Origin of the sequence: Streptomyces sp. DT2A-34, assembly GCF_030499515.1 — a bacterium.
In the GTDB taxonomy this organism is placed as follows: domain Bacteria; phylum Actinomycetota; class Actinomycetes; order Streptomycetales; family Streptomycetaceae; genus Streptomyces.
This window is the reverse complement of record NZ_JASTWJ010000001.1, coordinates 2,475,315-2,499,743: the sequence shown is the minus strand read 5'-3', so window position 1 is coordinate 2,499,743 and position 24,429 is coordinate 2,475,315. Positions and strand designations below refer to the sequence as shown.

The 24,429-nt window shown below is 68.9% G+C and carries 24 protein-coding genes and 1 pseudogene; 13 read left to right on the top strand and 12 right to left on the bottom strand.

Annotated features, from left to right (window positions below):
* Nucleotides 1-6 precede the first annotated feature (6 nt).
* The 5 genes from QQM39_RS10775 (at nt 7) to QQM39_RS10755 (ending at nt 3,401) form a co-directional block, all read left to right on the top strand.
* Complete coding sequence (locus QQM39_RS10775; protein ID WP_301996475.1) at nt 7-1,152, top strand: PE-PGRS family protein; 1,146 nt, start codon at nt 7-9, stop codon at nt 1,150-1,152.
* Nucleotides 1,153-1,225: 73 nt separating this feature from the next.
* Nucleotides 1,226-1,615 carry a hypothetical protein gene (locus tag QQM39_RS10770; RefSeq protein ID WP_301996474.1) on the top strand — a complete coding sequence of 130 codons (390 nt, stop codon included), beginning with the start codon at nt 1,226-1,228 and terminating at the stop codon, nt 1,613-1,615.
* A 465-nt stretch (nt 1,616-2,080) separates the two neighbouring features.
* On the top strand, nt 2,081-2,551 hold the full coding sequence (locus QQM39_RS10765) for a hypothetical protein (protein ID WP_301996473.1): 471 nt from the start codon (nt 2,081-2,083) through the stop codon (nt 2,549-2,551).
* Nucleotides 2,552-2,674: 123 nt separating this feature from the next.
* Nucleotides 2,675-2,959, top strand: a complete 285-nt coding sequence (locus QQM39_RS10760) for a hypothetical protein (protein WP_301996472.1) — start codon at nt 2,675-2,677, stop codon at nt 2,957-2,959.
* A gap of 52 nt (nt 2,960-3,011) precedes the next feature.
* Nucleotides 3,012-3,401 carry a hypothetical protein gene (locus QQM39_RS10755; protein WP_301996471.1) on the top strand — a complete coding sequence of 130 codons (390 nt, stop codon included), beginning with the start codon at nt 3,012-3,014 and terminating at the stop codon, nt 3,399-3,401.
* A 121-nt stretch (nt 3,402-3,522) separates the two neighbouring features.
* Here the strand turns inward: QQM39_RS10755 and QQM39_RS10750 are convergent, their stop codons facing one another.
* A complete protein-coding gene (locus QQM39_RS10750; RefSeq protein ID WP_301996470.1) occupies nt 3,523-4,038 on the bottom strand; it encodes a hypothetical protein in 516 nt (171 codons plus the stop codon).
* 359 nt (nt 4,039-4,397) lie between these two features.
* Nucleotides 4,398-4,652 carry a hypothetical protein gene (locus QQM39_RS10745; RefSeq protein ID WP_301996469.1) on the bottom strand — a complete coding sequence of 85 codons (255 nt, stop codon included), beginning with the start codon at nt 4,650-4,652 and terminating at the stop codon, nt 4,398-4,400.
* 248 nt (nt 4,653-4,900) lie between these two features.
* Here QQM39_RS10745 and QQM39_RS10740 point away from each other — a divergent pair, with 248 nt between their 5' ends.
* The 4 genes and pseudogenes from QQM39_RS10740 (at nt 4,901) to QQM39_RS10725 (ending at nt 8,416) form a co-directional block, all read left to right on the top strand.
* On the top strand, nt 4,901-5,386 hold the full coding sequence (locus QQM39_RS10740; RefSeq protein WP_301996468.1) for a hypothetical protein: 486 nt from the start codon (nt 4,901-4,903) through the stop codon (nt 5,384-5,386).
* Nucleotides 5,387-5,472: 86 nt separating this feature from the next.
* Nucleotides 5,473-6,780, top strand: coding sequence for an SUKH-4 family immunity protein (locus tag QQM39_RS10735; RefSeq protein ID WP_301996467.1), 1,308 nt, complete (start codon nt 5,473-5,475; stop codon nt 6,778-6,780).
* A gap of 106 nt (nt 6,781-6,886) precedes the next feature.
* A pseudogene (locus QQM39_RS10730) lies at nt 6,887-7,120 on the top strand (ATP-binding protein); the annotation flags it as partial.
* A gap of 375 nt (nt 7,121-7,495) precedes the next feature.
* Nucleotides 7,496-8,416, top strand: coding sequence for a hypothetical protein (locus tag QQM39_RS10725; RefSeq protein ID WP_301996466.1), 921 nt, complete (start codon nt 7,496-7,498; stop codon nt 8,414-8,416).
* A 433-nt stretch (nt 8,417-8,849) separates the two neighbouring features.
* Here the strand turns inward: QQM39_RS10725 and QQM39_RS10720 are convergent, their stop codons facing one another.
* Nucleotides 8,850-9,758, bottom strand: coding sequence for a hypothetical protein (locus tag QQM39_RS10720; protein ID WP_301996465.1), 909 nt, complete (start codon nt 9,756-9,758; stop codon nt 8,850-8,852).
* Between the two features lie 194 nt (nt 9,759-9,952).
* Complete coding sequence (locus tag QQM39_RS10715; RefSeq protein ID WP_301996464.1) at nt 9,953-10,534, bottom strand: hypothetical protein; 582 nt, start codon at nt 10,532-10,534, stop codon at nt 9,953-9,955.
* Between the two features lie 108 nt (nt 10,535-10,642).
* On the opposite strand from QQM39_RS10715, the gene QQM39_RS10710 reads away from it, so the two are divergent.
* Nucleotides 10,643-11,044: a hypothetical protein gene (locus QQM39_RS10710; protein ID WP_301996463.1), complete on the top strand. Its 402-nt coding sequence runs from the start codon at nt 10,643-10,645 to the stop codon at nt 11,042-11,044.
* Nucleotides 11,045-11,190: 146 nt separating this feature from the next.
* On the opposite strand, the gene QQM39_RS10705 is transcribed toward QQM39_RS10710, so the two are convergent.
* Nucleotides 11,191-11,679 carry a hypothetical protein gene (locus QQM39_RS10705; RefSeq protein WP_301996462.1) on the bottom strand — a complete coding sequence of 163 codons (489 nt, stop codon included), beginning with the start codon at nt 11,677-11,679 and terminating at the stop codon, nt 11,191-11,193.
* A gap of 102 nt (nt 11,680-11,781) precedes the next feature.
* Entirely contained in the window at nt 11,782-12,438 is a 657-nt protein-coding gene (locus QQM39_RS10700) for a hypothetical protein (RefSeq protein ID WP_301996461.1), read from the bottom strand.
* Between the two features lie 146 nt (nt 12,439-12,584).
* Between QQM39_RS10700 and QQM39_RS10695 the strand changes: the two genes are divergently transcribed.
* Complete coding sequence (locus QQM39_RS10695) at nt 12,585-13,022, top strand: hypothetical protein (protein ID WP_301996460.1); 438 nt, start codon at nt 12,585-12,587, stop codon at nt 13,020-13,022.
* A 78-nt stretch (nt 13,023-13,100) separates the two neighbouring features.
* Here QQM39_RS10695 and QQM39_RS10690 read toward each other — a convergent pair whose 3' ends face one another.
* The 5 genes from QQM39_RS10690 to QQM39_RS10670 all read right to left on the bottom strand — a co-directional run bounded on the left by QQM39_RS10690 (nt 13,101) and on the right by QQM39_RS10670 (nt 20,792).
* The gene (locus QQM39_RS10690; protein ID WP_301996459.1) at nt 13,101-13,418 is read right to left on the bottom strand and encodes a hypothetical protein; all 318 of its coding nucleotides are present in this window, start codon (nt 13,416-13,418) and stop codon (nt 13,101-13,103) included.
* Nucleotides 13,419-13,510: 92 nt separating this feature from the next.
* The gene (locus QQM39_RS10685; protein WP_301996458.1) at nt 13,511-14,842 is read right to left on the bottom strand and encodes an SUKH-4 family immunity protein; all 1,332 of its coding nucleotides are present in this window, start codon (nt 14,840-14,842) and stop codon (nt 13,511-13,513) included.
* A gap of 65 nt (nt 14,843-14,907) precedes the next feature.
* Nucleotides 14,908-16,878 carry an ATP-binding protein gene (locus QQM39_RS10680; protein ID WP_301996457.1) on the bottom strand — a complete coding sequence of 657 codons (1,971 nt, stop codon included), beginning with the start codon at nt 16,876-16,878 and terminating at the stop codon, nt 14,908-14,910.
* 80 nt (nt 16,879-16,958) lie between these two features.
* Nucleotides 16,959-17,966, bottom strand: a complete 1,008-nt coding sequence (locus tag QQM39_RS10675; RefSeq protein WP_301996456.1) for a HEAT repeat domain-containing protein — start codon at nt 17,964-17,966, stop codon at nt 16,959-16,961.
* A gap of 57 nt (nt 17,967-18,023) precedes the next feature.
* Nucleotides 18,024-20,792 (bottom strand): toxin glutamine deamidase domain-containing protein, encoded by a 2,769-nt coding sequence (locus QQM39_RS10670; RefSeq protein ID WP_301996455.1) that lies wholly within the window; start codon nt 20,790-20,792, stop codon nt 18,024-18,026.
* Nucleotides 20,793-21,372: 580 nt separating this feature from the next.
* Between QQM39_RS10670 and QQM39_RS10665 the strand changes: the two genes are divergently transcribed.
* Both QQM39_RS10665 and QQM39_RS10660 read left to right on the top strand, forming a co-directional pair.
* Nucleotides 21,373-22,638, top strand: coding sequence for a hypothetical protein (locus QQM39_RS10665; RefSeq protein WP_301996454.1), 1,266 nt, complete (start codon nt 21,373-21,375; stop codon nt 22,636-22,638).
* A gap of 39 nt (nt 22,639-22,677) precedes the next feature.
* A complete protein-coding gene (locus tag QQM39_RS10660) occupies nt 22,678-22,932 on the top strand; it encodes a hypothetical protein (RefSeq protein ID WP_301996453.1) in 255 nt (84 codons plus the stop codon).
* A 1,162-nt stretch (nt 22,933-24,094) separates the two neighbouring features.
* On the opposite strand, the gene QQM39_RS10655 is transcribed toward QQM39_RS10660, so the two are convergent.
* Entirely contained in the window at nt 24,095-24,412 is a 318-nt protein-coding gene (locus tag QQM39_RS10655) for a DUF397 domain-containing protein (RefSeq protein WP_301996452.1), read from the bottom strand.
* Between the last annotated feature and the right edge of the window lie 17 nt (nt 24,413-24,429).

Genomic DNA, 24,429 nt, shown 5'->3' with positions numbered 1-24,429 from the left:
ATTGGCATGTCGCTCACACTGCCCGGCGAGCTTGTCTGGGTACTCGACCTCCTCGGCTACAACTGGCCCGAGGCCGACGAAGAAGCACTGCACAATGTCGCCGAGACCTGGCGGGCTTTCGGCGAGGAACTCGAAGAGATCCAGCGGCAGGGCGAAGGTCTCGCCCGCACTGTCGTTTCTCACAACTTCGGTACGGCTGTCGATGGATTCAGCAAGGACTGGGGCGCCTATACCGGCGCGAATGGCGAGGACAGATATCTGCCGGACGCCAAGACCGCATGCGAAGTGATCGCCCTCGCTTTCGACGCGGCGGCGGTGGCGGTACTCACGGCGAAGCTGGCCGTGATCGTCCAACTCGTGGCGCTGGCCATCGAGATCATCGCGGCGCAGGCCGCGGCGCCCTTCACCTTCGGACTGTCCGAGATCGGTGCGCTGGGCGCGACACAGGCCACTCGGCTGATCGTCCGCGAGCTGCTGGACCGGCTCAAGCGGGAGGTCATGGAAGCGGTCACCAAGGCCATGGAGCACGCCACCATGGACGCCATCAAGAAGATGGCCAAGGAGCAGCTCGAGAAGGTCACCAAGGAGAAGGTCAAGCAGTTCGCCAAGGACCAGCTCAAGGAGCAGGGCAAGCAGTTCGTCCAGGAGAAGGTGGTCGACGCCGCCAAGGAGAAGGCCACCGAGGCCGCCGTAGGAATGGCGCAGAACATCGGCCAGCAGAGCATCGAGACGTACTTCGACGCGCGGTCCGGTGTCGACCTCGGCGAGACGGCGGACGTTGCCAAGACGGCGGCGGGCGAGTACGTGGACGGCCTCAAGAACGAGGTCACCGGCGGTGAGGGATCGACCTTCGCCGACTACGTGGACCCGACCGCGCACGTGAACAACGCCGTGGACGCCGCGACGGAGCGCGTCACCGGCGCGGCCGGGGACCGTGTACAGCATGGCGTCGACGCGCTGGTCGGACACGGTGCCCAGAGCGGGCAGGGGTCCGACGGGGCTGCGGCCACCGCGTCCGGGGCGGGTTCCGGCTCCTCGGGCACCATGCAGGCGTCCAACAGGCCGGCGGCGGCCACTGCCTCCGCGCCGAGCTCCGGTTCCTCCGGCTCCTCGGGGGGCGCGGACGACTGGGCCCGAAACGAGTTCGGATGACGCCGCCGCTGCTTCGGTTGCCCCCACCGAAGCCGGCCCCATCAACCACCAACGGGAAGGGCATGCCGCACCCATGACCGCGGACCGGGAGATCCAGGACGAGGAACTCATGGGGATCGCCCAGGACCCCGAGCAGGCCCTGCGGCTGCGCCGCTCCCTGCGCACCATCGCCGACGCGACCTCGCTCGGCCCGGACCTGCGCGAGATGGCGCGGACCGTGCTGAGCGGGAGCGTCGACATCAAGGACGCCTTCCAGGACCCGCGCTACACCGAGGCCGTGTTCCAGCGGATGCACGAGATCCGCCGGGCGGCCGACGACCAGACGTACGCGGAACGCCAGCAGTCCACGGCCCAGTTCGAGCAGTGGGACGCTCGGCAGCAGGCGGAGCTGGATCGCGAGCGTGCCGAGCGGGATGCGCCGGTGCACGACTCCGGGCGGGGTGGGCGGGCTCAACAGCGCTGAAGTGGGGAGACCGGCGGACGTGCGCCGACGGCAGTCCCGAGCAGCCCTGCCCTCCGGACGGGTCCGTGCCGTAGCGTTGAACCCCCGTACGCACGCGCCACGTTGACCCCTCACCGCGTACGGACACAAGTGCTTCCGCGCGACCTCGTGCGTTACATTCGCGGCAATGATCAAGGACAGCACTACACCTGCCCGCCTCCCGATCCGCAGCGGCTCACAAAACGTACGGACGCGACTCTGCCGAACGCGGCCAGGACAGTGCAGGACCGTGAGGGGCCATCTCGGGTGAGCAGAACGGATCGCGGACGGGAGACGCCCGCCGAGCGGGCGAGGGCGTTGGTGCCGGCGGGGGAGGTGCTGCGTGGTGAGCACGGGGTCTCTTTGGCCGACAGGGCGCCGCGGCCCGGCTACTTTCGCCGACCTCGCGCTCTGCGATCCGAGCGCCGCACGCTCGGGAGCTGGTGCATGCTCCCCGTCTATGGGGCTGCGAGGCTCTACGCCATCACCTGGAACCCGTTCGAGGCGTTCTTCGAAGCGGTCTTCTGGCGTGAGGAGAAGAAGCCGGGCAAACCGTTCCACGGCGGCTGGAACAGCATGGCCGGTCTCCTGGCCCGTGCCGTACTGCCTCGGACCAAGAACAGCAGGGCCGTGATGATGCAGGTCACCGACCGGCGCCTGCAGCTTGTGTACGTGTCCTGCGCGCGCTCCTTCACCGGTACACGCGGACGCGGCCCGGTCGAGGTGGGGTGGGCCACGGATATTCGCAACGTGACCTATATCCGCGACCGGAGCGACGTGGCGGGCGGCGACCACGAAATCGGCTTCGTCGACGGTTCGTGGTGCTCGGTCCACTTCGGGGGCCAGGGCTGGAGCCGTATGGCGTCGGCGTTTCCGGCGCGGTTGAGCCACCTCGACCCGGTTCCGTACCCGGGGTGAGGCGCGGGCGTGCGCTGCGCGGCGCGGGACTCGACGAGTTTTCGGCGGCGGACGGATTTCCGCAGGCGGCTTCCAGTGGTTGCGACCACCAAGCGGTGTAGTGGCGAAGGCGGTTCAGGATCAATGGGTTTTCTTGGCGGGGTCGACGACCTGGAGCGGTTCCTCACGCGTGCGTGCTACTTGAGTATCGCGTCCGTCCCGGCCTGCTGGGGCCTCATGGTCTTCCTCATCGGAGATGGTGGCTGGCGATTCAGCTTTCTGGTGACTGCGGTCCTCCCGCTGGTCGCCGCTTACCTGGGGATCCGCGCCAAACGGGAAATTCGTACGGTGATGTCGGCTACGGCGTTCGGACTCGCCTTCGCCTCAGTGCCGTTGATGCTTGCACTGGCGTATCTCGAGGGCTCGTGACGCGACAGGCTCGCGGCCGGCGGGTGGTCGTCGACCGATAGGCTCGGCTGCCATGACAACGCATGGCGGTAACGCGGCGAACAGGTCGGACGGATCGGGCGGGCGGCCCCTGTCTGGGGCGAGCGCGGACGAGCTGCGGGCGGAGTTCCAGGCTCAGGGCCGGCCAGGGCTCGCGGAGGAGCGGCGGCGCGATGCGCGGCAGGCACGAGGGCTGTACACGGCGTTCGCCGGATTGGTCGCCGTCGTCTGCCTGGTCCTGATCGGCGTACGCCTCGGTCAGGGCGATGCGCTCGGCGTCTGGGTCGCCACGTATGCCATGGGTGTGGCTCTGGGCGGTTGGGGTTTCGTGCTCGCCAGGATCGGCCACACCCGCTGGGCGATGATGGTCACCTGTATCGGGGGAGCGTTGGCGGGCCTCGGCGACAGCCCCGCTTTTCGTTGAGGCGGGTCGGCTGAAGGCGGGTCGGCTGAAGGCGGTCGACTGACGGCGGCCGTGACGGCAGGGGTTCAGTTACCGACCGGGCACCAGGCGGTGGACGCCCGGACCGGCACCTGACGAGAAGTCACGCCTGACGGCGCTTGTTACCGATGACGTAGGCGAGACCCCAGGCGGCGGCCGCGGCGAGCACGAGGCCGAGCAGGGAGAACCAGTCGACGCCGCCGTGGGTGTTGTCGGTCCACCAGAGTTTGGCCGGCCAGAAGGGGTCGTACCTCACCATGTCCCAGACGGTGCCGCCCCCGCTGCCATCGGCGATCATGAGCACGATGGCATTGGTGGAGCCGAAGAACGCGCCGAGCGCTGCGATGACGGCCCCACAGATCCAGGCGCCGTTGCTGCGGTGCCCCACCGTGCCGACCAGGAAGCCGACAATCGCTCCGTTGAGCAGCGCGTGGCCCAGGTAGAGCGTGTTGCCCACCGCGTATGACTGGTCCTCGTACGTGACCAGGTTGAGACCGCTGTAGAGCAGCGAGACGATGACCGACACGAAGAATCCGAGGAAGACCGCACCCACCGGACTACCGCTCGCGTTCGGCCGCTGGCCGAAAGGGGGCGCCTGGAACGGCGGCGCCGCGTGCATGCCATACATCGGTTGCCCGGGCGGCTGTCCCGGTCCAGGAACGGGCGGCGATCCGGGGTACATCGGGGGCTGGCCGGGGGCAGGCGGCGGCCCGGCCTGCATCGCGGGCTGCCCTATCGGCATGGGGGGCTGGCCCGGAGCCGACGGCTGACCGAACCCTGGTGGCTGCTGCGGCGGAGCGGGCTGCGTGTAGGGGTTGTTGGGAGCCTGCGGTGGCTGCGAAGGCTGTGGTGGTGGTTGGAACGGCGGCTGGCTCATTGACTTCCCACGGAGTGAACGGTCTGGAGCAGCAAGCTATCAGTGAGATCAGGAGGGGGCCGTCGGAGCCGGAGCGGGCCGCGTGAAGGGCGCCCAGCGGATCAGCCGCCGGAACGGCCCTCGACCGCCGTTCGCTCGGCCTCAGGGCTGGGCTGCCCGGCGAGATACGGCACCATCTCCGCGAGTCCCGCCACCCATACACGCGCCGTCTCGCCACCGGGGTCAGCCAGGAGGCGGCGTGCGCAGTCGAGCACGAGCGGATCGGCCGTCATGGCATCGGTGTCGGCACGGACCTGGCTTCGGGCATCGAGCAGCTGGGCTGTGTGGGAGTCGGGGCTCTCGGAGATGTGGATCATGCCCGCTTGCGACGCGTGAACGGCAGTGGCGGTTGCTGTGGAGTGGCTGGTGGGACGCTTGACCTGCAGGAACCGGCCTCGCGAAGATCTTCTGAGCCAGTAGGTGCACGAGCACCATGTAGGGGAACGGGACAGCATTGAAGACGGACGCGAATGGTGGGCAGAACCTGCGGAAGGCCGGAACGGGAGGGCCGGGCGCCGGCCCCGCTGCTGCGAAACGGGGCGTCGGCAGCCGTATAGGGGCCGGAATGGTGGGCGTCTTCTTCTTGCTCTTCGGCCTGGTCCTCGTCGGGGCGGGTTATGAGGAAGGTCCCAGGAGGGTGTCCGGCGGCACGGAAGGGACGATCACCATCGCGCGTTGCGGCAAGGACGACATCGGGGACGACGTGGAGTGCTCGGGCACCTTCCGCTCCGACGACGGCGGGGACCGCTACGACGTGGAGGACTTCGCGCCCGGTGCGGCGTACGACAAGGGTGAGAAGGTCGAGGCGGTGGCATACGACTCGGGGTGGTGGTTCGACCGCGGCACCTTCGCGTCGTTCTACGTCGAGGGTGTGCGGTTCTGGTGCGTAGCCGCCGCCATGTTCGGCGTGGCGACCTTCCCACTGAGCGCCGCCTTCCGCCGGGGGAACCGACCCAGGCGGCGCGGGACGTTCATCACCGGCCTCATCCTGCTTTTCGGCGGTCTGCTCGGCTGTGGTGTCTGTGTCCTGGTGAACTCCATGCTCCTTTAGCGGCCTTGGTAGGGGCTGGGGCTGGGGCTGGGGCTGCGAGGACTGCGGGGGCGGCTGTTGTCAGTGGTGGGTGCCAGGATGACCGTATGAATGAGGAGCTCGACGACGTACTGGCTGACCCCGCACGGCTGTTGACCGCTGACCGGGAGCTTGTGCGCGACCACCTCGCGGCGGGGAATGGCGCACAGAGCGTAGGGCGCGAGGTCTTCCTTCAGGCCGAGGCGATCTTCGGCGGCGCGGAGGTGCCCGCCGCCGAGTTTGCGTCCTGGCTGCACTTCGCGGCGAAGGCGACGGGGCACGAGGAGTACGCCGAGCGGATCGCGAAGGCCGAGCCGGGGATGCCGTGGCGCACAGTGTGGGCGTGGTGGCGGCCGGCCAACTGGTTCCTGGCCCACCCGAGCCTGAACGGTGACTATTGCCAGGTCCGCCGCCGCCTGTACGAAGGGCGGGAGCTCATCGAGGTGGTCGACCACCGCGGCCCGCTCTGGCTCGATGCGGGGACAGGGCGAAGAGTGAGGGTCCGTGACGAAGGAGCGCTGGATGCGGCGCCCTTGCCGTCGGAGACGCTCGATGTACCCGCGCTGTACGACCGGGAGTTGACCGCACCGGCGAGCTGGGAAGGCGCTGTCGCGGTCGCCGCCGAGGGTGGCAGGACCCGGTATCTCGTCAAGGACATGCATGGCATAGCGGTGCTCGAGACGGACGCGGAGGTGCTGCGGGACTGGCCGCGCGGTGACGGGATCGACTGCACGTCGTCCGAGGCAGCTCCGATCAGCCCTGAACCGGAGCTGCGGCGACCGACGGGGCCGCTCACCTCGGCCCGGGTCGACGACGCCTTCGGGGCGCGGCACGTGCTGCGCATATCGGAGAGCGCTCTGCCCGAGGGGCTCGAACACCCGGGAAGCAGGCGGCACTTGCGCGACGTTGGCGTACCCGCCTGGTGGGTGTGCCAATGGGCCGAGTACGAGGCCCTTCCGGCCGAAGCCCTGTGCCCACCGGCCGACGGCGACCTCACCGAGGACGGCCTGCCCGACGGTGTGTCCGCCGCGGACCTGATCGCCTTCGGCGCGTGCGAATACGGAGAGCTGTATCTGCACCGCCACGACGGGTCTGTGCACATCTGGAGCCGACTGGAGGGCCCGACGGACGGGACGCTTGTGCCGCTCGCGCCGGACCTCGATGTCTTCACTCGCATCCTTGAGGCCGTGTACCGCTACAGCAACGCCTGCTGGCATCCCTATCCGGTGGAGGGGGACCAGGAGGTGGTGGCGCAAGTGTTCCTGGACGAGATGAAGGAGCTGGCGCCGGGCCTGTTCGAACCGGAGACGTCCAGCGCGACGGTGTGGAGCTGGCTCTACGCCGGGATCACCGAACTGGGGGTGGATGGATTTTAGGAGAGGGTTCGGAGAGGGGGAGGGTGCCCTTGAAGGGGGAGTTGGGTACGCCGGTTCGGCTTCGTTCCGTAGTCCGGTGGGCAGGTCGACTACGCGGAGGCGCTGCAAAAACAGCGTCACGATCGCTTCGAACGAGAGTTTCAGCGGGTGGACGAAGTCGTTCACCGATCCGAGGCTCTGCGCGGCCATCGTCGACCGGCTGACCTTCAACGGCGCCATCACCCAGACCGGCACCGAGTCCTACCGCCTCACCCACACCAGGGGGCCCAGGCCGGACAAGCCCAGGCCAGCTGACCGGCGCCACGCAGGAGGAGCCGCTGCATGGTCGATCGGTAAATGAGTAGCGTGTTGCTATGGGTGTCGGAACACTGCCTCGGTGACTCATACGGCACTGCCTCACCTGCTTCGACCTCGTGCCCTGACGCCCGGAGATCTCGTTGTCATCGCGTCGCTGTCCGGGCCGCTCGGTGCCGCTTACGAGCCCGACCCCGAGCAGGCAGTGGTCGTACTCGACCGGATGGGATTCCGCGTGCGTCGGGCACCGCTACTCGAAGCAGGGCGGCACCATTGGTGGAGCGCGGCTCGGCCGGCGGAGATCGCCGAGGAGCTCAACAGCTGGGGCTGGTTGTTCGGTGCCGGGGTCACGTGGTGGACCGGGACCGGGATGACCTGAGGCTGCGGCTGTTGGTTCGGGGTGTTCGCCGGGGGCTGTTGGGTGTTGGGCTGCGCGCCCGGCTGGTTCGGGGTGCTCGGCGTGCTGCCCGCGGGCTGGTGGGGTGGCTTGTTGGGGGTGGCGCCGGCGTTCGGCTGGTTCGGGGTGCTGGGTGAGCCGGGTGTGCCATGGGGGGTGGGGCTGTGGGTGGCGGGGCCGGGCTGGGGTGAGGAGTTCGGGGTGCTGTTGCTCGGAGTTGAGGAGCCCGGCGTGCTGCTGCTCGGTGTCGACGTGGACGGCGACGTCGTGGAAGTGCTCGTGGACGGCGATGCGGCTCTGGAAGGAGTCGACTGGGCCGAGTTCTGGTTCGGGCTGGTCGTACTCGGGTTCTGTCCGGGGGTGTTAGTACGGCTGCCGCCGGTCGAGTCCGTGGAGTTGCGGAGCGTGGTGCGGTCGCCCGGTGTTGTGGTGCCGGGGTTGTTGCGGGGCGGAGTGCGGTCGCCCGGCGTCGTACCGGGGGTGTTCCGCGGCGTGCTGCCGTCGCCCGGCGCCGTACCGGGAGGGTTCCGTGGCTGCTGCCGTCGCCCGGGATCGCACTTCCGGGGCGCTGAGTCGGTATTCGACCGTCCGGCGTGCTCTGCGTACCCGGCGTGCCTGGCGTACGGCTGCCCCCCGTACCCGGAGCTTGCCCGTCCGGTGTCGAAGCAGGCGTACTCCGAGGTGTTGTCGGCGACGTGGGGCTCGGAGTGGACGCCGGGCCGGTCCCCGTGGCGGAGGGCGTGCCCGGGGTGCTGGCGGCGGGGTTCCTCGCCGGGCCGGAGTTGGGTGTTGGCCTCGTGGCGGTCGGGGCGCCGCCTGAAGCGCTCGGGGTGTGGTGCGTGCCCGGAGCGGCAGTCCCGGTGGAGGGTGCCGTGGGCGACGTCGGCATGGCCGAGCCGCCGTCCGAACGGCCGCCGGAACTGGAGGGAGACGGGTCGGCCGTAGCCGGCGTCGGTGCCGCGTTGGACTGCGTGGGCGCGCTGGCGGCCAGGCCGTCGATCTGGGTGCCGATCGAGCCGCCGCCCGGCGTGGACGACGTACCGCCGGACGACGTGGCCCCGGACGTGGGCGCGGATTGCGGGCTGGGGGACGACAGGCCGGATACGGGGGAGCCGCCGCCGGAGTGCGAGGGGCCGGACGTGCCTCGGCGTGCCGGACGAAGTGTCGGAGTCGGAGCCGTTGGACGAGGGACCGCCGGGACGAGGGTCGTCGAAGTCCGACAGGGACGGCCCGGTGGATGGCGTCGGCCGCGAGTACGGGCTGTCCGAGGAGGACGTGTTCCCGGAGTCGGATCCCGGCCCGGAGCCGGAATCGGGGCCCGCGCCGATATTGGGTGCCGGAATGTCCGGGCCGCCTGTGTCGGCGGATATGCCGTTGCCTATGTTCGCGCCGGGGATGCTGCCGTTGCCGTTGCGCGTCGAGGTGGAGGAGTCCGACCCGCCGAACTCGAATCAGAGGACGAAGAGGAATCGGACGACGAAGAGGAGTCCGAGGACGAGGAGTTGGAGCTCCCCGGCCCGGAGTCGCTGCCGATGTCACCCCCCGGAAAGTCCGACCCCGACGGCCCGTCGTACCCGTCGGTCCGGCTGTCGATCGCGTCCCGCGCCCGGCTGCCGGCCTTCTGGCCCAGGCTGTCGCGGACGCCTTCGGCGAAGGTCTGCGGGCTCTGCCTGAGGGCGTCGAGGCCTGCCTCGCCGCCGGCCTTGAGGGTGGCGCCGACGTCGTAGCCTTCCTGGGCGCCGAAGCCGACGTTCACCGTCTGGCGGATGAGGTCGGTGATCATCGCCTCGACTGCCGAGATCGCGGGTTCCTTCAGCGTCTCGATGAGCGCCTCGATCATGGCCTGTTTGAGCTCGTTCAGGAGGCGTCGGACGATCAGGCGGGTGACCTGGGTGGCGCCCATTCCCGCTACCGAGGACAGACCGAAAGTGAAGGGCGCGGCGGCAGCGGCGGCGGCGATCTGGATGGCCAGGGCGATCAGCTGGGCGATGACGGCCCATTTGGCGAACTCGACGAGGTAGGCGCAGACCTCCAGAACGTTCGCGATGAGGAAGGCGGCCTCGGCAGCGCTGCGGAGGTAGCCGTCGTTGCCGCCTCCGCCGTCGAACTTCTCGTACGTCTTGGTGAACTTGTCGATCGACTCACCGGCGTTGTGCGCGGTGACCTGGCGGGCGGCGCTGTTCGCCGTGGTGTGGAGCTCGTTGACCTTCTCCCCGAACTCCCGCCACACGTCGGCGCAGTCTCTGAGCCTGTCCTCGTTCGCCGTAGGCCACTTGTAGCCCAGCATCTCGAGAACCCACTCGAGTTCCCGTCAGACCGCACGGCGGTACACGTCCCTCTCCAACCAAGGGAAATCACATAGGAGTACAGCCGCACGCAGAGTTTTCGGACTCACCCGCCGGTGGCTTCAGGTGTTTGCTGTCACAAGTCCGTTGCAGGTCGCCGCTGTTGTCCGGAGCCGCGTGGTACGGGGGCGGCCGTTCACCGCGTACGGCCCTGGGTGCGCTGTCGGTGTCCCTTGACGTCGGGTCGGCCGACGTGTCCCTCCGCGCGCTCGGACTCGCCGAGCCAGAGGTGCGGGACGTACTGCTGGACCGCCGTGACCATCTCCTGTCGGCAGGGGACGGGGAAGGGGAGGCGGTAGCGCAGGCGGGGCAGGTCGGGGTGCAGCGGTTCCTCGTCGCGGACGAGGGTCCACAGGACGGGGTCGTCCCGGTCTATGGGACCGGAGGGAAACATCTCCAGGGAGTAGACCTTCTGGCGGCCGAACTTGCTCCAGTACAGGCCGACTCCGGACAGGGCTTGCCAGGGGATGACGTTCCGAAGCCTTCCGTTTTCGACCCACAGGCCGGTGGCGTCGACGAGGATCCGGGTGCGGCGGTTCCCCCAGTGGACGATGAAGAGGCACACACCGAGCACACCGAGCAGCAACATGAACACGAGGCCCGCGTAGCCTGCGGGGTTGGACTTCCCCTTCTGGTTTCCGGTAGCAATCACGACAGCGCCGAAGAAGCCGACCGCGCCCATCGCGATGAGCAGGACGGAGCAGGGGAGCCCGGTCATTGCGCCACGACGGCCGGTCCGTATGACCGTGGCGTCGGGTACGGGGGAGGGCGTGTGCGAAGGCAACATGATGCGTGAGCTTAGCGACTTGACCTACGCTGCCTCCTCATGACGACGCACGGCCGGGAACGCGGCGGGGAACTGGTACAGACGCAGGTGCGAGGCGACGAGGGTGACCTGGTCCTGCCCAACGCCGACGAATTCAGGGCGAGTTTCCAAGGGCAATCGGATCCAGGGTTCGCGAGACAGCGGTCGCAGCAGGCGCGGAGCGCTCGCGCTGGGCTCATGGCCGCCGGGGCGTTGGTGGCGCTGGTCTGCCTCACGGTGATGGTGGGCCGGCTCACAAGCGGTACGCAGGCGGGTGTGGGTGTGGGGACCGTGGTGTACGGCCTGAGCCTCGCTTTTGCCGGTCTCAGCGTGGAGTTGGCACGGCGCGCACGCACCCGCTGGGCCATGATGGCGATCATCCTCGCTGCGGCGGGCGCGTCGCTGGCCGATGCGATGCCCTGACCCTGCCCCTGGCCGCTCAGCCGCTCAGCCCGGTCAGCCGATCCGCTCGATCAGCCGATCCGCTCGATCAGCTGTCGCGAGAACCGGCCGCCGCCCGCTCTCGCGGATGGCGGACGGCGGACGGCGGCCGGAAAGAAGGCCGAAGCTCAGACCTTGGTGAAGCACAACGTGTAGCTGGACGTGTGGCCGGTGTTGCGGTACTGAATCCCGTAGTCGTACGCCGACCCGCATTCCCTGCCCTTGCCGGGCATCCACTCACCCAACTTGTACTCGGCCTCGGCGGAGTCACAGTCGACCACCGTCGGCACCGGGTCGCCGTCGGGGTCCGCGACCTTGACACAGTCGCCGATCTCCGGCTCGTGCTTCTTGGCCTCCTCGGCCGCCGCCGACGCCGAAGCCTCAGCCTTCGCCTTGCCACCGGTCGGGCTGGTGTTGTAGTCCCAGACCCAGTAGCCCACGGCGCCGAACACCGCTATGACGATCACGGCGGACTTCGCGGCCCGCAACAGACCTCCCGGCTGGGGTCGCTGTGGCCCGCGCGGAGGCTGCGGATGCGCTTGCTGCGGGTATCCGTACGGCTGCTGCGGCTGGCCGTACGGCGGCTGATTCTGGTACTGCGGTGGAGGCGTCGACATGCCTGAAAGATCCCGTGATCGATTGAACGAGCGTAGATCAACTCGAAGTTGACCGGCGCAGGCTACTCTCCTGCGCCGGCCGGCGCGCCACCGGGTGCCCTGTCAGAAGAAGTAGCTGACCAGGAACGACACCCCGGCCCCGACCAGCCCCGCACCGATCATCCCGATCACGACCGGCCGCGTCACTCCCCGCCCCGCCGCCTCCCACGCCGCGTCGAACGAGATACGGCTGCGCCCGAACGGCGCGAACCCGGTGGCGAGGCAGAAGACCCCGAGTCCCGTGAGGACCCAGCCACCGAAGAAGGCACCGAACCAGCGCCAGGCCCGGTCCATGCCGGTCTGTACGTACTCGGCATCCGTCGCGCCCGCCGCAGTCGGCGGTTCGGCCTGCTGCACCGCCAACTCGGCGCCCTGCGCGTACCGCCGCCTGACCTGCACCACGGCATGTGCGTCCGTACTCCTGCCGTCCGCCGAGACGAAGGTGCCCTCGCAGCGGACGGGCCGGCGGTTCTTACGGCTGCTGCGGGAGGCGTTGCTCGGATAGCTCACCTCGCACTGCTGCACCGTCAGGGTGCCGGGCGTACCCGCCCAACCCGCCGCGTACGCCCCCTCGTACGCGCCGAATCCGCTCAGGGCGAGCCCCGCGAGCAGAAAGACCAGGCCACCCGCCCGCCCGAGGCGCCCGAAGGCTCCGCCGACGAGGCCGGCGAGGGAACGGTCGACGCCTGTGCCACTTCCTGTGCCTTGCGTCCGAGCCATGACGATGAGGTCCTTCTCCTCGGTCCTTGAGATCCTTCTCCTCGGTCCTTCTCCACTTCGGCCAGTGGTGCATTGGCCCGGCCCCAGCATGCCACCCATGTGGGACGGGAGATACTTCAGGTATCGAGAGGCGAGGAGAAGCGAGAATGACCAGGAAACCCGAGAACTCACCGAACTCACCCACCCCGCACGGCTCTTCGCAGGAACGCGGTGTGCTCGACGAGGCACTCGAACCGGAGCAGATCCGTTCCCTGAACTCAGCCCTGCGCAAGCTGTCCGAGACCGACGCCGCCGGCAAGGACATGCAGGAGGCGGCCAAGAAGCTGCTCTCCGGCCGCCTCGCCCTGCGCGACGCCCTGGACGACCCGGCGGTGTCACGCGCCCTGGGCGGAGGCATGGCGTCCCTGCGCGGCCAGTGGGAGGCGCTGTCGGAGGAGGAACGCGATCAGGTCAGGCACGGCGAGCCGCTCGCCGGCGGTGGCCCCTCCTCCGGGTCGTCCGAGCCGAGGCGGTCGGAGGGCGAGGGATCGCAGTCCGGCAAGAAGAACCAAGGGCGGCACAGCGGCGGGTTCTCGCTGTACTGATCAGGCGCTCGACGTACGTGTCATGACAGGCGTTACGACTGGCCGCGTGTCATGGCAGGCGTCACGACCGGCCGCGTGTCATGACTGGCGCTGCTTCCGGTACAGGGTGATGGCCGCCTCGGTCGGGTAGTTGGGGACGGTGACGGTCTCCCCGTTCTCCTTGGAGACCACGATCTTGCTGCCGCCGGGCGGAGCCGGCTGAGGCCGCCCGGCGGCGTCCGTGACAGGCGGGAACACCGCGTACACCAGGTATCCGATGTCGAACTCCTCGACGCGCAGCTCGGCGGGGGTGCCGTCCGGCAGCTTGGGCTCCGCATACCGGTCGCGCACGATGGCGAGGGCCTGCTCGGAGGTGGTGGGCGGTGTGGGCGATGTGGCTGGGGTGTCCGAAGTCATGGGTCGCTCTCCTGGTCGTCTCGGTCGTCGGTCGTCTCGGATGTCTCGGATGCCTTGGTGAGGATCGGCCAAGAGGGCCGGGCGGCGGCCGGTCAGAACAACCCGTGCCACATCTGCTCGACAACCAGCGACCACCACGTCTCGACGTTCCCCAGCGCAGACGCGTCCACGGCCGCCAACTGCGCCTGCAGCGCGGCCACTTCCGCACCGGCCGTGACCGGATCCAGTCCCTGCATCCGCTGCCGTGCGGTGGCGAGCAGGGCCAGGGAGCGGGCGAAGGCGGCGACCGAGACGTTGACGTAGCGAGCCGCGGCGGTGACCGGGTCCACCGCCCACACCGCACCGAGGCCGTCCGGCTGCCCCGTCCCCGGCAGGCACTGCACCGCGATGACCGCGACGCCGTCGAAGCCGATCCGGGTCAGGTACGACAGGGCGCCGATCTTCTCCTCGCCGGCCGGACTGCGCCGCTCGCGCAGATTCGTGGCGACGTCGGCGAACAGGCCACCGGCCGGAGGCGCGTCGGGCCGGTCGGCGGTGAAGAAGAGCGGGAGGTCGGCGGGGATCCCCGCCCAGGTGAGCGTCGACTTGGCGGCCCCGGGCAACTGGCTCTCGGCCACGTCGTCGGCGTCGTGACGAAGTACGCCGTCCCGGCCGAAGACCTCGACGAGACGGCGGCCCAGGGCCACGTCACGCATCGGTTCCGCGGGAGTCACCTGCGCGGGAACCGGTACGCGGTGCGGTCGGGGCGGCGGTTGCCGGCCGGCGATCCGGTGCATCGTCTCGACCTGCTCGACCAGCGCCGCAACCCCCTCCGCACGCGCCTCGGGACGAGACCCGTAGGACTGCGAGCAGGAGAGCTGGGCGTTGCGGAAGGTGTTGAGGAGCTCGGCCGTGTAACCGCCGGGGAGCAGGCTCGGGCGCAGGTCGGTGTGGACGGCCACGACATTGTCGGCGAGTACGTTCATCCGCCGCAGCTCCCCCCACGCCTGATGCTCGGCAGGGGGCAGACCCGGGGCGGAGGTGCGGAAGAGGGTGGTCTCCTCGCCGTTCGCCGGGTCGACGTACGTGAAGACCGCAGTGTTGCCCGGACCGGTGACCGGACGGCCACCTTCCGGTGAGCTCGCGCCGCCCTGAGCGGCGACGCTGTGCTTCTGCCGGTACATCCGGACGACCTCGTTGACCGGCACCGACGGCCAGACCGTCAGCTCACCGCTGCCGCGGTCCACGACCCCGCACGCGCTGCCGATCTCGGCGGGCGGCCGACGCTCACCGGTCACCGGGTCGCGTTCGGGCTCTGCCGGTTCGGCCCACACAACCCAGCCCAGGTCGAACTCCTGCATCCGTAGCTCGCGGCGGGGCCCCGTCGAGCCTTCCGGGTTGAGCCAACGGTCGGCGATGGCGAGCGCCTGCTCCTGGCTGGTCACGGGGAGGCTCCTTTGAGGTGGTCGTCGACAGGGGCGGAGGTCGAAGGGGTGGAAATGAACTCGTACTAGGCGGCTACGAGGTTATCGCCGGGTCGGACCGATCGGATGCGGAGGGCCTTCGCCCCGCGTGAGGTCGCGACGACCAGGACGCCGTCGGGGGACAGGTCGGCGGAGACGAACGGGACATCGGAGATCAGCGCGGCCACGACCTCATCGTTCGCCCGGTCCCAGATGCGAAGGTAGTCGGCGCCGCGGCTCAGCCCCAGAGTGGCGGCCCCACGCTCCTCCTCGGAGGGACGGAGGATCTGTCCGAGGTCCGCGTACACACCGTCATCCGGTGATACCAGCCCGCGAACGAGCACCGCGGGTCCGCCATTCTCGTCCGCAGGACGTGCGCCGGGAGTACCCGGTGGCACTACGAGCACCGCTACCGGCGTGGCAGGTCCATCGGGGCTGGGAAGGCTGCCGACCGTCACGTCACCAATGTCGGCGACAGGCAGGCTCCACATGGTCTGCCAGGGCAGTTCGAAGCCGAGTCGATGCAGAGCGGCGGCATACTCGGGCAGCCCGTCCTCGACGAACGCCGTCTCCAGTAGAGCGGCACGCCAGGGCGCGGAGACCTCGTTACGGGTCAGCAGGGGCGCGACCCGCAGATACGTACGGGCGGGCGCGCCCAGCTCTTCCACCGGGACGCCCTCGATGGCGGCACGCAGCGGCACCGGATCGGCGTGGACGAACAGCCCAGGGTCCGTGAGGAGTTGTGGCAGCAGTCCCGCCGCCAGCGTGTGGCCGGCGATGTGGTCGCGAACGTATGGGGCGGCCCTGCCCCAGTCCTGTTCCGGCACGGCTTTCAACAGCGCCATGGCGATCTGCGTCTGAGCTGCGCGGATGTTCGGCAGGCCGGCCCGGATCGCGTCGCCTATGGCGGGATGCAGGAGGCGTAGCAGCGTCTGCCCGCTGTTCTCGTCGCCTGCGTTTTCATCAGGTTCCGCTGTCTTGTCGCCGCCCGCTTTCCGCTCCACCGACTGTATGAAGGGGGCGACGAGCGGCATCCCGTCCATGATGGCCTGGGTCATGTCCTGTCCGGCGACCGCGCTCGCCAATCGTGCCCACAGAGGGACGGGGATGCCGTCGGCCTCGGCAAGGGCGAGCGGGGCCAGCATCAGCCGCAGCGCCTGCGGGTCGGCGCCGAGCCGTGCGGCATGCAGATCGAGTGCCTCGCCGACAGTGGTCGGCAACCGGCCTTCGTCGGCCGGGTCGGCACCCTCGGGGGCGATGAGAATGCTCTGTACGGCCAACTGCACGACGAGCGGGCTGGTGCCGGCACGACGTGCGATGGCCGCGGCGAGAGCGTGCCGGGTCTCCGGATCGACGGTGAACGGCAAGTCCGCTCCGGCGAACGAAGGTCTCAGTGCCGCCTCCGCGTGCCGTACCAGCCCTTCGGGGTCGGCCCACTGCGGCTCGTCGAGATCGATGATCTGCACCGCGTCCGTCGGAAGCCCCTCGGCCAGTTCAGTGACGAGATGCCGGGGCAGCTCCGCAACCAGGCGGACCGAGTCGAGGGCGGCGAGCGGCTTGAGTACCTGGCGTACGAGTACGGAGGGTTCGTCCGTGTGCCGGACCGGGCCCGCCTGATCGACGTCCAGAACTACGAGTGAGACGGGTTCGCCGATGGCTGCCAGCTCCGCGTAGACGTCCTCAGTGCGGGCAACAGGCAGTTCGTAGTGATCGGCGAGGGCCCAGAGGAATTGCTGGGCCGTCAGCCCACGCGCATTCTCCGCGGCGGGTGCCGGCAGCTCAGGAGGCACGCTGGCAGGGTCGAGCTGATCGAGAGGCAGTTGTTTGCGGGACTCCGGGTCGCAGAGCATCAGAAACCCGGTGAGCAACCGCGAGCGCCCACTACCGGAGTTACCCGTCAGTGCCACCACACGAGGCGTCCCTGGCGCCGCGGTGTGCCAAGCGGCGAGCGCACGCAGCGCGTTGGTGCGGCCGCCTATATGGGGGTGTGGGGCATAGCCGCCGGTTGAATCGGTCATGGGATCCCGTCCTCCGCTGGCGCGGACGTGTGCGAAGGCTTCTGTCTGTCGACGGTTCAGGCAATGAGCCGGTGCGGGCTTCAGATGGGCAGGACACCCTTGAAGCGGGAGTTCGGTACGTCGGGATGGGTGGTGGCGAGCCAGCCGTGGCCATAGGTGTCTTCCGCGAGTTGACGCCCGGGTTCGACCGACAGATTTTCGGCTGCCTTGGAGGCGTCGGGAACACCTTCGGCGTAGGCTTCGGCTTCGTCCTCGTCGGCGTTCTCCATGTACCAGGCTTCGAAGGGCATTGGTTCTCCTTCGAACTGTGGGTACGCGTAAGTGCTGTAGCTCCGCCGCGTGTGACCGTCGAGAGCGACGTACCAGTTCTCGGAGGCGTTATAGGGGTCGAGGACGTAGAAGTGAGCCTCACCGCAACGCCCACTGAGTTCCTTGGCCAGCTCGAAACCGTCGAGTTCGTCCAGGAACGAGTTTCCCCACAGCATGCGCCAGCGCTTGTGGTCTCCCTCTGTGTACGGGTTCTCGAATTCCGGCGTGATGAATACCCGATAGGCCCTGTGCGTCGTGCCCTGGGCGTCCTGGAATTCCAGCGAGTCGGTGGCCTGAGTCGCGGCCGCTACGCCCATGACGGTGGTGACCGGCCGAACGTCATGCAGGCCGAGAGCGGCTACGGCATCGTCGAGCCGGTTCGCCGGGAAGGCCAGCCAGCGGCCGGCCTCCGAGGGGACCTCCACCGGGAGTTCGTTCAGAATCTTGATCCGCACAAGGCGTTCCACGGCACTCCGGTCACCCTCGTCCAGGTTCTCGGTGCCGCCCAGGTCGACCAGGACTTTCAGGGCGTTGCTGCGTAGACGCCCCGGTCCCTGCCGTCGGATCTCCCGCAGACGGGGCAATGCCGTGTCGCCCAGCCTCCGCAGGACGGACTCGGCACTTCGTCTCAGTCGTGACGATCCCTCCTCTCCGACATGGGGCAGCAGGTGGTCGACCACCTGTGCGCCGAGGGCCACCAGACGGTCCTCCGCGGCCTTCCACACGCTCCGATCATCGTCGGAGAGGTCCCGTACAAGGGCGTTGATGCTATCTGGCATGGTGCACAGCCTAGTTGTTGTGTGTGGAGAGTATGTAAGGGCGTAGATGAACGGTAGCTAGCCGCCGTGTTGGGGCGGACCTTGAATGTCGGCACGGAGCTTTTTCCAAGTTCCCTGCAAGGCGCTGATATGCCGGTCGAATTCAGCTTTGATGGCGTCCTCCTTATGAGTTGAAGTCCCCTTGCGTTGGGCGTCGAATTCACCTCGTATGGCCTTGATCAGGTCGCTGCCGCTGTTGCTATCAAGCTTTTTCAGGGCTTTTTCGAGGCCCGCCTGGTCGTCTTTGTAGTGCTCCCGCCATACCTCTTCCGCGAGCTGTCTGCGCTCCTGGTCGGACATGTTTGCCATCTGCTTGAGCGTGGCCTTCTTGTCGTCTGCCATTTCTCCGCGTGCTGCCACACCCACTGGGTCGTCGCGGTAAGTGGTGCTGTAATGGATGGGTATGCCCTTCAACCGCTCGTCCTGGAGGGTGTCGGAGCATTTCGCGTGGCCTTGGCCCTCCCCGCACGGTTCCCGCTCGGTATACAGGCCGAGTGGCGTGTACTTCGATCCGTCCGGGTCCATTCGCTTGAGCCAGTCGAGCAGGTGTCGCTCCGAGTGGCGCGGTTGGACGCCCTTCAATTGCTTGTTGGCTGGGACGGACGAGTCCACGATGTAATGAACATCGTTCTTTGGCGGAGGGCCCTGTAGCTCCAGGACCGCATAGTTTTTTCCGCTGAAATCAGGTCCGTGGCGCTTGATTTCCTTGAGCTTTTCGGGATTTTTTTCCTCTAGAGTCTTGAATTCCGCCCTCTTGAAAAGTGCGTTCATGGCCATGCGATGCAACCGCACTCCGAGCGACTCCTTGGAGAGCTTCGCGCCGCGGTCCGGTGTGGTGTTGCCGGGGGCGTCTTCGCCGTCGTTCCGGTAGGGATGCGGGATCCGTTCCGGGCTGCGGCCCACCGCGTGTTCCTGGTGGAAGGAAAGACTGAGCCGGGCCAGGGACGCCACAACGGCTTGCTGCTCTCCACGTGACAGGTCACCGAAGCCCGGGAGACTGTTGCTGAGCTGGTCCCGCGTGAAGCTTCGTGACCCGTCCGGGCTGGCGAGCGGGCCTTGGCCGGTCGTGGCCCGCATGACGTTCGCGAGGTCGCCCGACTCCGCCCAGCGGTCGAGTCGGTCGTGGACCCGGTCGAGTTCCACCCTGTGGACGGCCTGCTCCCGACGCAGCCCTTGCTGGAGCGTGTCGGGCTCGATGCCGTACTCCTTGGCCTTGTCACCCTCTGGTGCTTCATGGGTGCGCGAGACATCACTGTCTGGTCCGTCTTCGGTGACACGGCGGCTTTCGGCCGCCGTGTCACTGGTGCCCCGGTCGTGAGGCTCGTCGTAGGGCCGGTCGTCTGGATCCTTGGTGTTGTTCTTGTCGCCCGTCGGATCCGAGGGATCGTCGTGCGGGTGAGCGTCCTGTCCGGCGGGGTTTTCGGGTCCTCGGCGGGCTGTGTCGTCGTCGCGGGTGTTGTCTGCTGGACGGTCAGGACGCGCCGGGGTGTCGCGGGTGGCGTCGGGCCGTTCGTCTCGGTGGGGTTTCCGGGTGGACGGGTCCTGCCCGCGTGGATCGGCCGACCGCGTAGTGGGGCTGTGCTGCTGTGAGGCCGCGCGCGGGTCCGTGACAGGGTGCTGCTGGCTGCTGGACCGATCGGTGGTCGGGGCATCCGCTCCTGGGCGCGTGGAAGTGTCGGAACGGTCGCTCGGCGCGTCTGACTGGGGCTCAGGTGCCGGATTGGTGGCCCTGTCCGGGCTGGGCGTACTTGCCTCGTTGGTGCGAGTGCCGTTGTCGCGCGGCGACGTCTCGTCCTGGCCAGGGGTTGTGACCCGGTCGGATTCCGAGTGCGGCAGGTTCTCGCCGGGAGTGTGTGAGGGAGCCTCGCCCGCGTGATCCGGCTGGTCGGCCTGCTGGTTCTCGGGACCGTCCGATGCGTTGTCGGCCTCCTGCTGGGCATTGTCACTGCCCTCTTGGGGCGTGTCCGTCCCCTGCTCGGCTTTCTCGGAGTCCTTGGCTTCCTCGGAGTCCTTGTCCTTGGGCTGGGTGGTGTCGATGGGGTTGCGGTCGGCATCCAGCGGGATGTGCCAGACATGCTTGGCCTGGTCGACGTGGAGGGGCTTGTCGCTGACCTCTCCGCTCTGGGTGTCGATCCATACGATCTTGCCGTTGTGGTTGACGACGTTGAAGGCGTGGCCGCCTCCACCGGGCCAGTCGACCTGGACGATGGCCGCTGAGCCGGGCCCGGCCTGCTGGAGGGTGGAGGCGATGTTGTTGGCGGTGTTGGGGTCGCCACCGGGTCCGGCGTAGGTGTGGGCGGCGCCGGTCCAGCGGATCTGGTTGGCGTTCGCGTTGTCCTCGGGGGTGAACGGGTTGTGCTTGCCGTTCTCGTCGAGGTCGACGGTTCGCGGGGCCGAGACCTGGGGGTTTCCGTACCAGGTCTCCAGGAACGAACGGGAGCAGTCGGCGCAGTTGTTGCTGCGTCCCGGGACCGTGTTGCCGCCGTCGTTCTGGAGCTGGGCCCAGGGACCGAAGGGGTCGGGGAAGCGCTGCGGGGTGCCGTCCTCGTTGTGCGGGACGGCGTCGGCCAGTGCCTGCTGGTCGGCCTGGTCGGGCTGGGACAGGCCGCCCGGCGCGTGGTCCAGGTCGGAGCGGATGTCGTCGAGGCTGTCCTGCTGCGGCGACTGGTTGTTGGAGTTGCCGGGGTTGGCCTGGGGGGAGCCCGGCGACTGCGGTGTGGCGGGATCCGCGTGCGGCGGTGTGGAACCCGGGGTTGTGACGACTGTGTGGATCGGGACTGCCGTCACCTGCTGCTGGTGCTGCCGATCCCGGTCATCCCGGTCGGGAGGCGTGCTCTGTGCCTGGTGGGGTTGCGCGGCCGGCTGCTGCGGGGTGTTCGGCCTGTGATTCGGCGGAGTGTTGGGCGTGTTGCCCGCGGGCTGGTGGGGCCGGGACGGTGTGGCGCCGGTGTCGGCGCTCGGCTGGTTCGGAGTGCTGGGTGGCGGCGGGGTGCCGGGCGTTTGGGTGCGGCCAGGCTGTGTCGATGGACTCTGGGTGCTGTGGCTCGGCGGCGTCGAGGCTCGGTCAGCGCCGTTGTTGGGGGAATTGAGGGGTGGCGTCGTCGGGGTGTTGGCGGACGGGGACGATGTCCTGGAGGGTGACGGCTGGGCCGGGTTCTGGCTCGCGGGCGAGTGCGTGGTCGGGCTCGGGTTCTGGCCGGGCGTACGGGTGCCGGTCGAGTCCGGGGTGTTACGCGGCGCCGTGCGATCGCCCGGTGTGGTTCCCGGGTTGTCTCGGGACGGAGTCCGGTCCCCCGGTGTGGTGCCCGCGTTGTCTCGGGACGGAGTCCGGTCGCCAGGCGTGGTGCCAGGGGTGTTCCGAGGCGGCGTGCGGTCCCCTGGCGTCGAGCCAGGACTGTTCTGGCTCGGGTTGCTCTGGTTCGGCACCCGACTGTCCGCTGTACCCGGCGTCCGGCCGTCGGAGCCGGGCGTTCGGGGGTCCGGCGTCTGCGACGGCGTTGTCCGTGGCGTCGTCGAGGGCGTGGTGGAACTCGGCGTGGAGGCAGGCCCGGATCCCGTGGCGGACGCGGTGGTGCCCGGCGTCGATGCAGGCGTACTCCGAGACGTCGTAGGAGAGGTAGGGCTCGGCGTGGAGGCAGGCCCCGTGCCCGTGGTGGAGGGCGTGCCAGGAGTGCCGGCGGAAGGGTTCCTCGCCGGACCGGAGTTGGGATTCGGACTCGTCGCCGAAGGGGTGCCGGCACCGCCCGAAGCAGTCGGGCTGTGGTGCCCACCCCCCGGAACGGCACCCCCGGCGGAAGGCGTCGTAGGCGACGTCGGCATGCCCGAGCCGCCGCTGTCCGAACGTCCCCCGGAACCGGAGGGAGAGGAGTCCGCCGTCGGCGTCGGTGCCGCGTTGGACTGCGTGGGCGCGCTGGCGGCCAGGCCGTCGATCTGGGTGCCGATCGAGCCGCCGCCCGGCGTGGACGACGTACCGCCGGACGACGTGGCCCCGGACGTGGGCGCGGATTGCGGGCTGGGGGACGACAGGCCGGATACGGGGGAGCCGCCGCCGGAGTGCGAAGGACCGGAGGTGCTCGGGGTGCTGGACGAGCCGTTGGAGTCGGAGCCGTTGGACGAGGGCCCGCTGGGGGAGGGGTCGTCGAAGTCCGACAGGGACGAGGCTGGAGTCTGGGTCGGCCGTGAGTACGGGGAGTCCGAGGAGGACGGACTCCCGGAATCGGGGCCCGCGCCGATGTTGGGTGCCGGAATGTCCGGGCCGCCTGTGTCGGCGGATATGCCGTTGCCTATGTTCGCGCCGGGGATGCTGCCGTTGCCCGAACGTGTCGAGGTGTTGGAGTCCGAGTCCGACGAACTCGAATCGGTGGACGAGGAGGAGTCGGAGGACGAGGAGGAGTCGGAGGAGCTGGAACTCTCCGACCCGCTGCTGGAGTCACTGCCGATGTCACCCCCCGGAAAGTCCGACCCCGACGGCCCGTCGTACCCGTCGGTCCGGCTGTCGATCGCGTCCCGCGCCCGGCTGCCGGCCTTCTGGCCCAGGCTGTCGCGGACGCCTTCGGCGAAGGTCTGCGGGCTCTGCCTGAGGGCGTCGAGGCCTGCCTCGCCGCCGGCCTTGAGGGTGGCGCCGACGTCGTAGCCTTCCTGGGCGCCGAAGCCGACGTTCACCGTCTGGCGGATGAGGTCGGTGATCATCGCCTCGACCGCCGAGATCGCGGGTTCCTTCAGCGTCTCGATGAGCGCCTCGATCATGGCTTGTTTGAGCTCGTCGAGGAGGCGTCGGACGATCAGGCGGGCGGCCTGGGTGGCGCCCATTCCCGCTACCGAGGACAGACCGAAAGTGAAGGGCGCGGCGGCAGCGGCGGCGGCGATCTGGATGGCCAGCGCGATCAGCTGGGCGATGACCGCCCATTTGGCGAACTCGACGAGGTAGGCGCAGACCTCCAGAACGTTCGCGATGAGGAAGGCGGCCTCGGCAGCGCTGCGGAGGTAGCCGTCGTTGCCGCCTCCGCCGTCGAACTTCTCGTACGTCTTGGTGAACTTGTCGATCGACTCACCGGCGTTGTGCGCGGTGACCTGGCGGGCGGCGCTGTTCGCCGTGGTGTGGAGCTCGTTGACCTTCTCGCCGAACTCCCGCCACACGTCGGCGCAGTCTCTGAGCTTGTCCTCGTTCGCCGTGGGCCACTTGTAGCCCAGCATCTCGAGAACCCACTCGAGCTCGTCCGGCAACATCATCGCCACAGCAGAAGCACCCCCGTCAGACAGCACGGCCGTACACATCCCTCACCAGCCAAGGGAAATCACACAGGAGTACAGCCGTCCGCAAAGTTTACGGACTCACTTGCCGGTGACTTCAGGGGTTTGCTGTCACAAGTCCGTTGCAGGCCGCCCCGGTTGTGTGGAGGGGCCCGGAAAGGGGTCGGCCGTTCACTGTGTACGGCCCTGAGTGCGCTGTCGGCGTCCCCTGACATCGGGTCGGCCGACGTGTCCTGGCCTTCGCGCGCTCACACTTGCTCACTCGCTGCTCAGGGCCAGTACCCGCGCACTACGCTGCCTCGACATGACGACGTACGAAGGCGAACAGGCGCGGGTACAGGGCCCAGATGCAGGGGCAGATGTCGGAACCTGCACCAGGCAGCGACGGTGATCCCGCCCGGCCTGGCACGGACGAGCTCAGGCAGCGTTTTCAGGGGCAACCGGACCCGGGATTCGCGAGGGCTCGTTCACGGGAGGCGCGGAACGCTCGCGGAAGTGTCATGGCCGTCGCCGTGATCATGGCGCTGGTCTGCCTCTTCGTGATGATCCAATGCCTCACCAGCGCTTCTCGGACGGCACTTTGGGCCGTGGCGCCAGGGGCGGGCGCCGGTTTCTGCGCGCTCAGCGTGGAGTTGGCACGGCGCGGACGCACCCGCTGGGCCACGGTGGCCCTGTTGCTGGGGGTTGCCTGCGGGGTCCTGGGAGAAGGTGGCCGCTGACCAGGCTCCATCGGCCCGGCCAACTCGCACGACGACGGCCGCCGCCCGCTGCAGTGGACGGCGGCCGCAAGACCATCTATGCGGAATCCCCGTGGATTCTCGGAATCCACGCGGGGCGCCCTATTCCGCCGCCACCCCACCATTGTGCGGCGTCGGCTCCAGGTCGAACTCCCCGTCCCGCGCCCCGAGTACGAACGCCCGCCACTCCGCCTCGGTGTACCGCAGCACGGTGTCGGGATCCAGGGACGACCGCATGGCCACCGCCCCCTCGGGCAGGTACGCGATCTCGACGCGCTCCTCGTGCTCCTCGGTACCGGGCGCGCAGTGCCACTCGACTCCCGAGATGTCGAGGGCGTAGAGCTCGTCCCGCTCCCGTTCCTTACGCGCCTTGATGTCCTCGGCCTGAGTCCCGACCTCGTTGTCCCGTGCCTCGGTCATGCTGCTGGGCCTCTTCC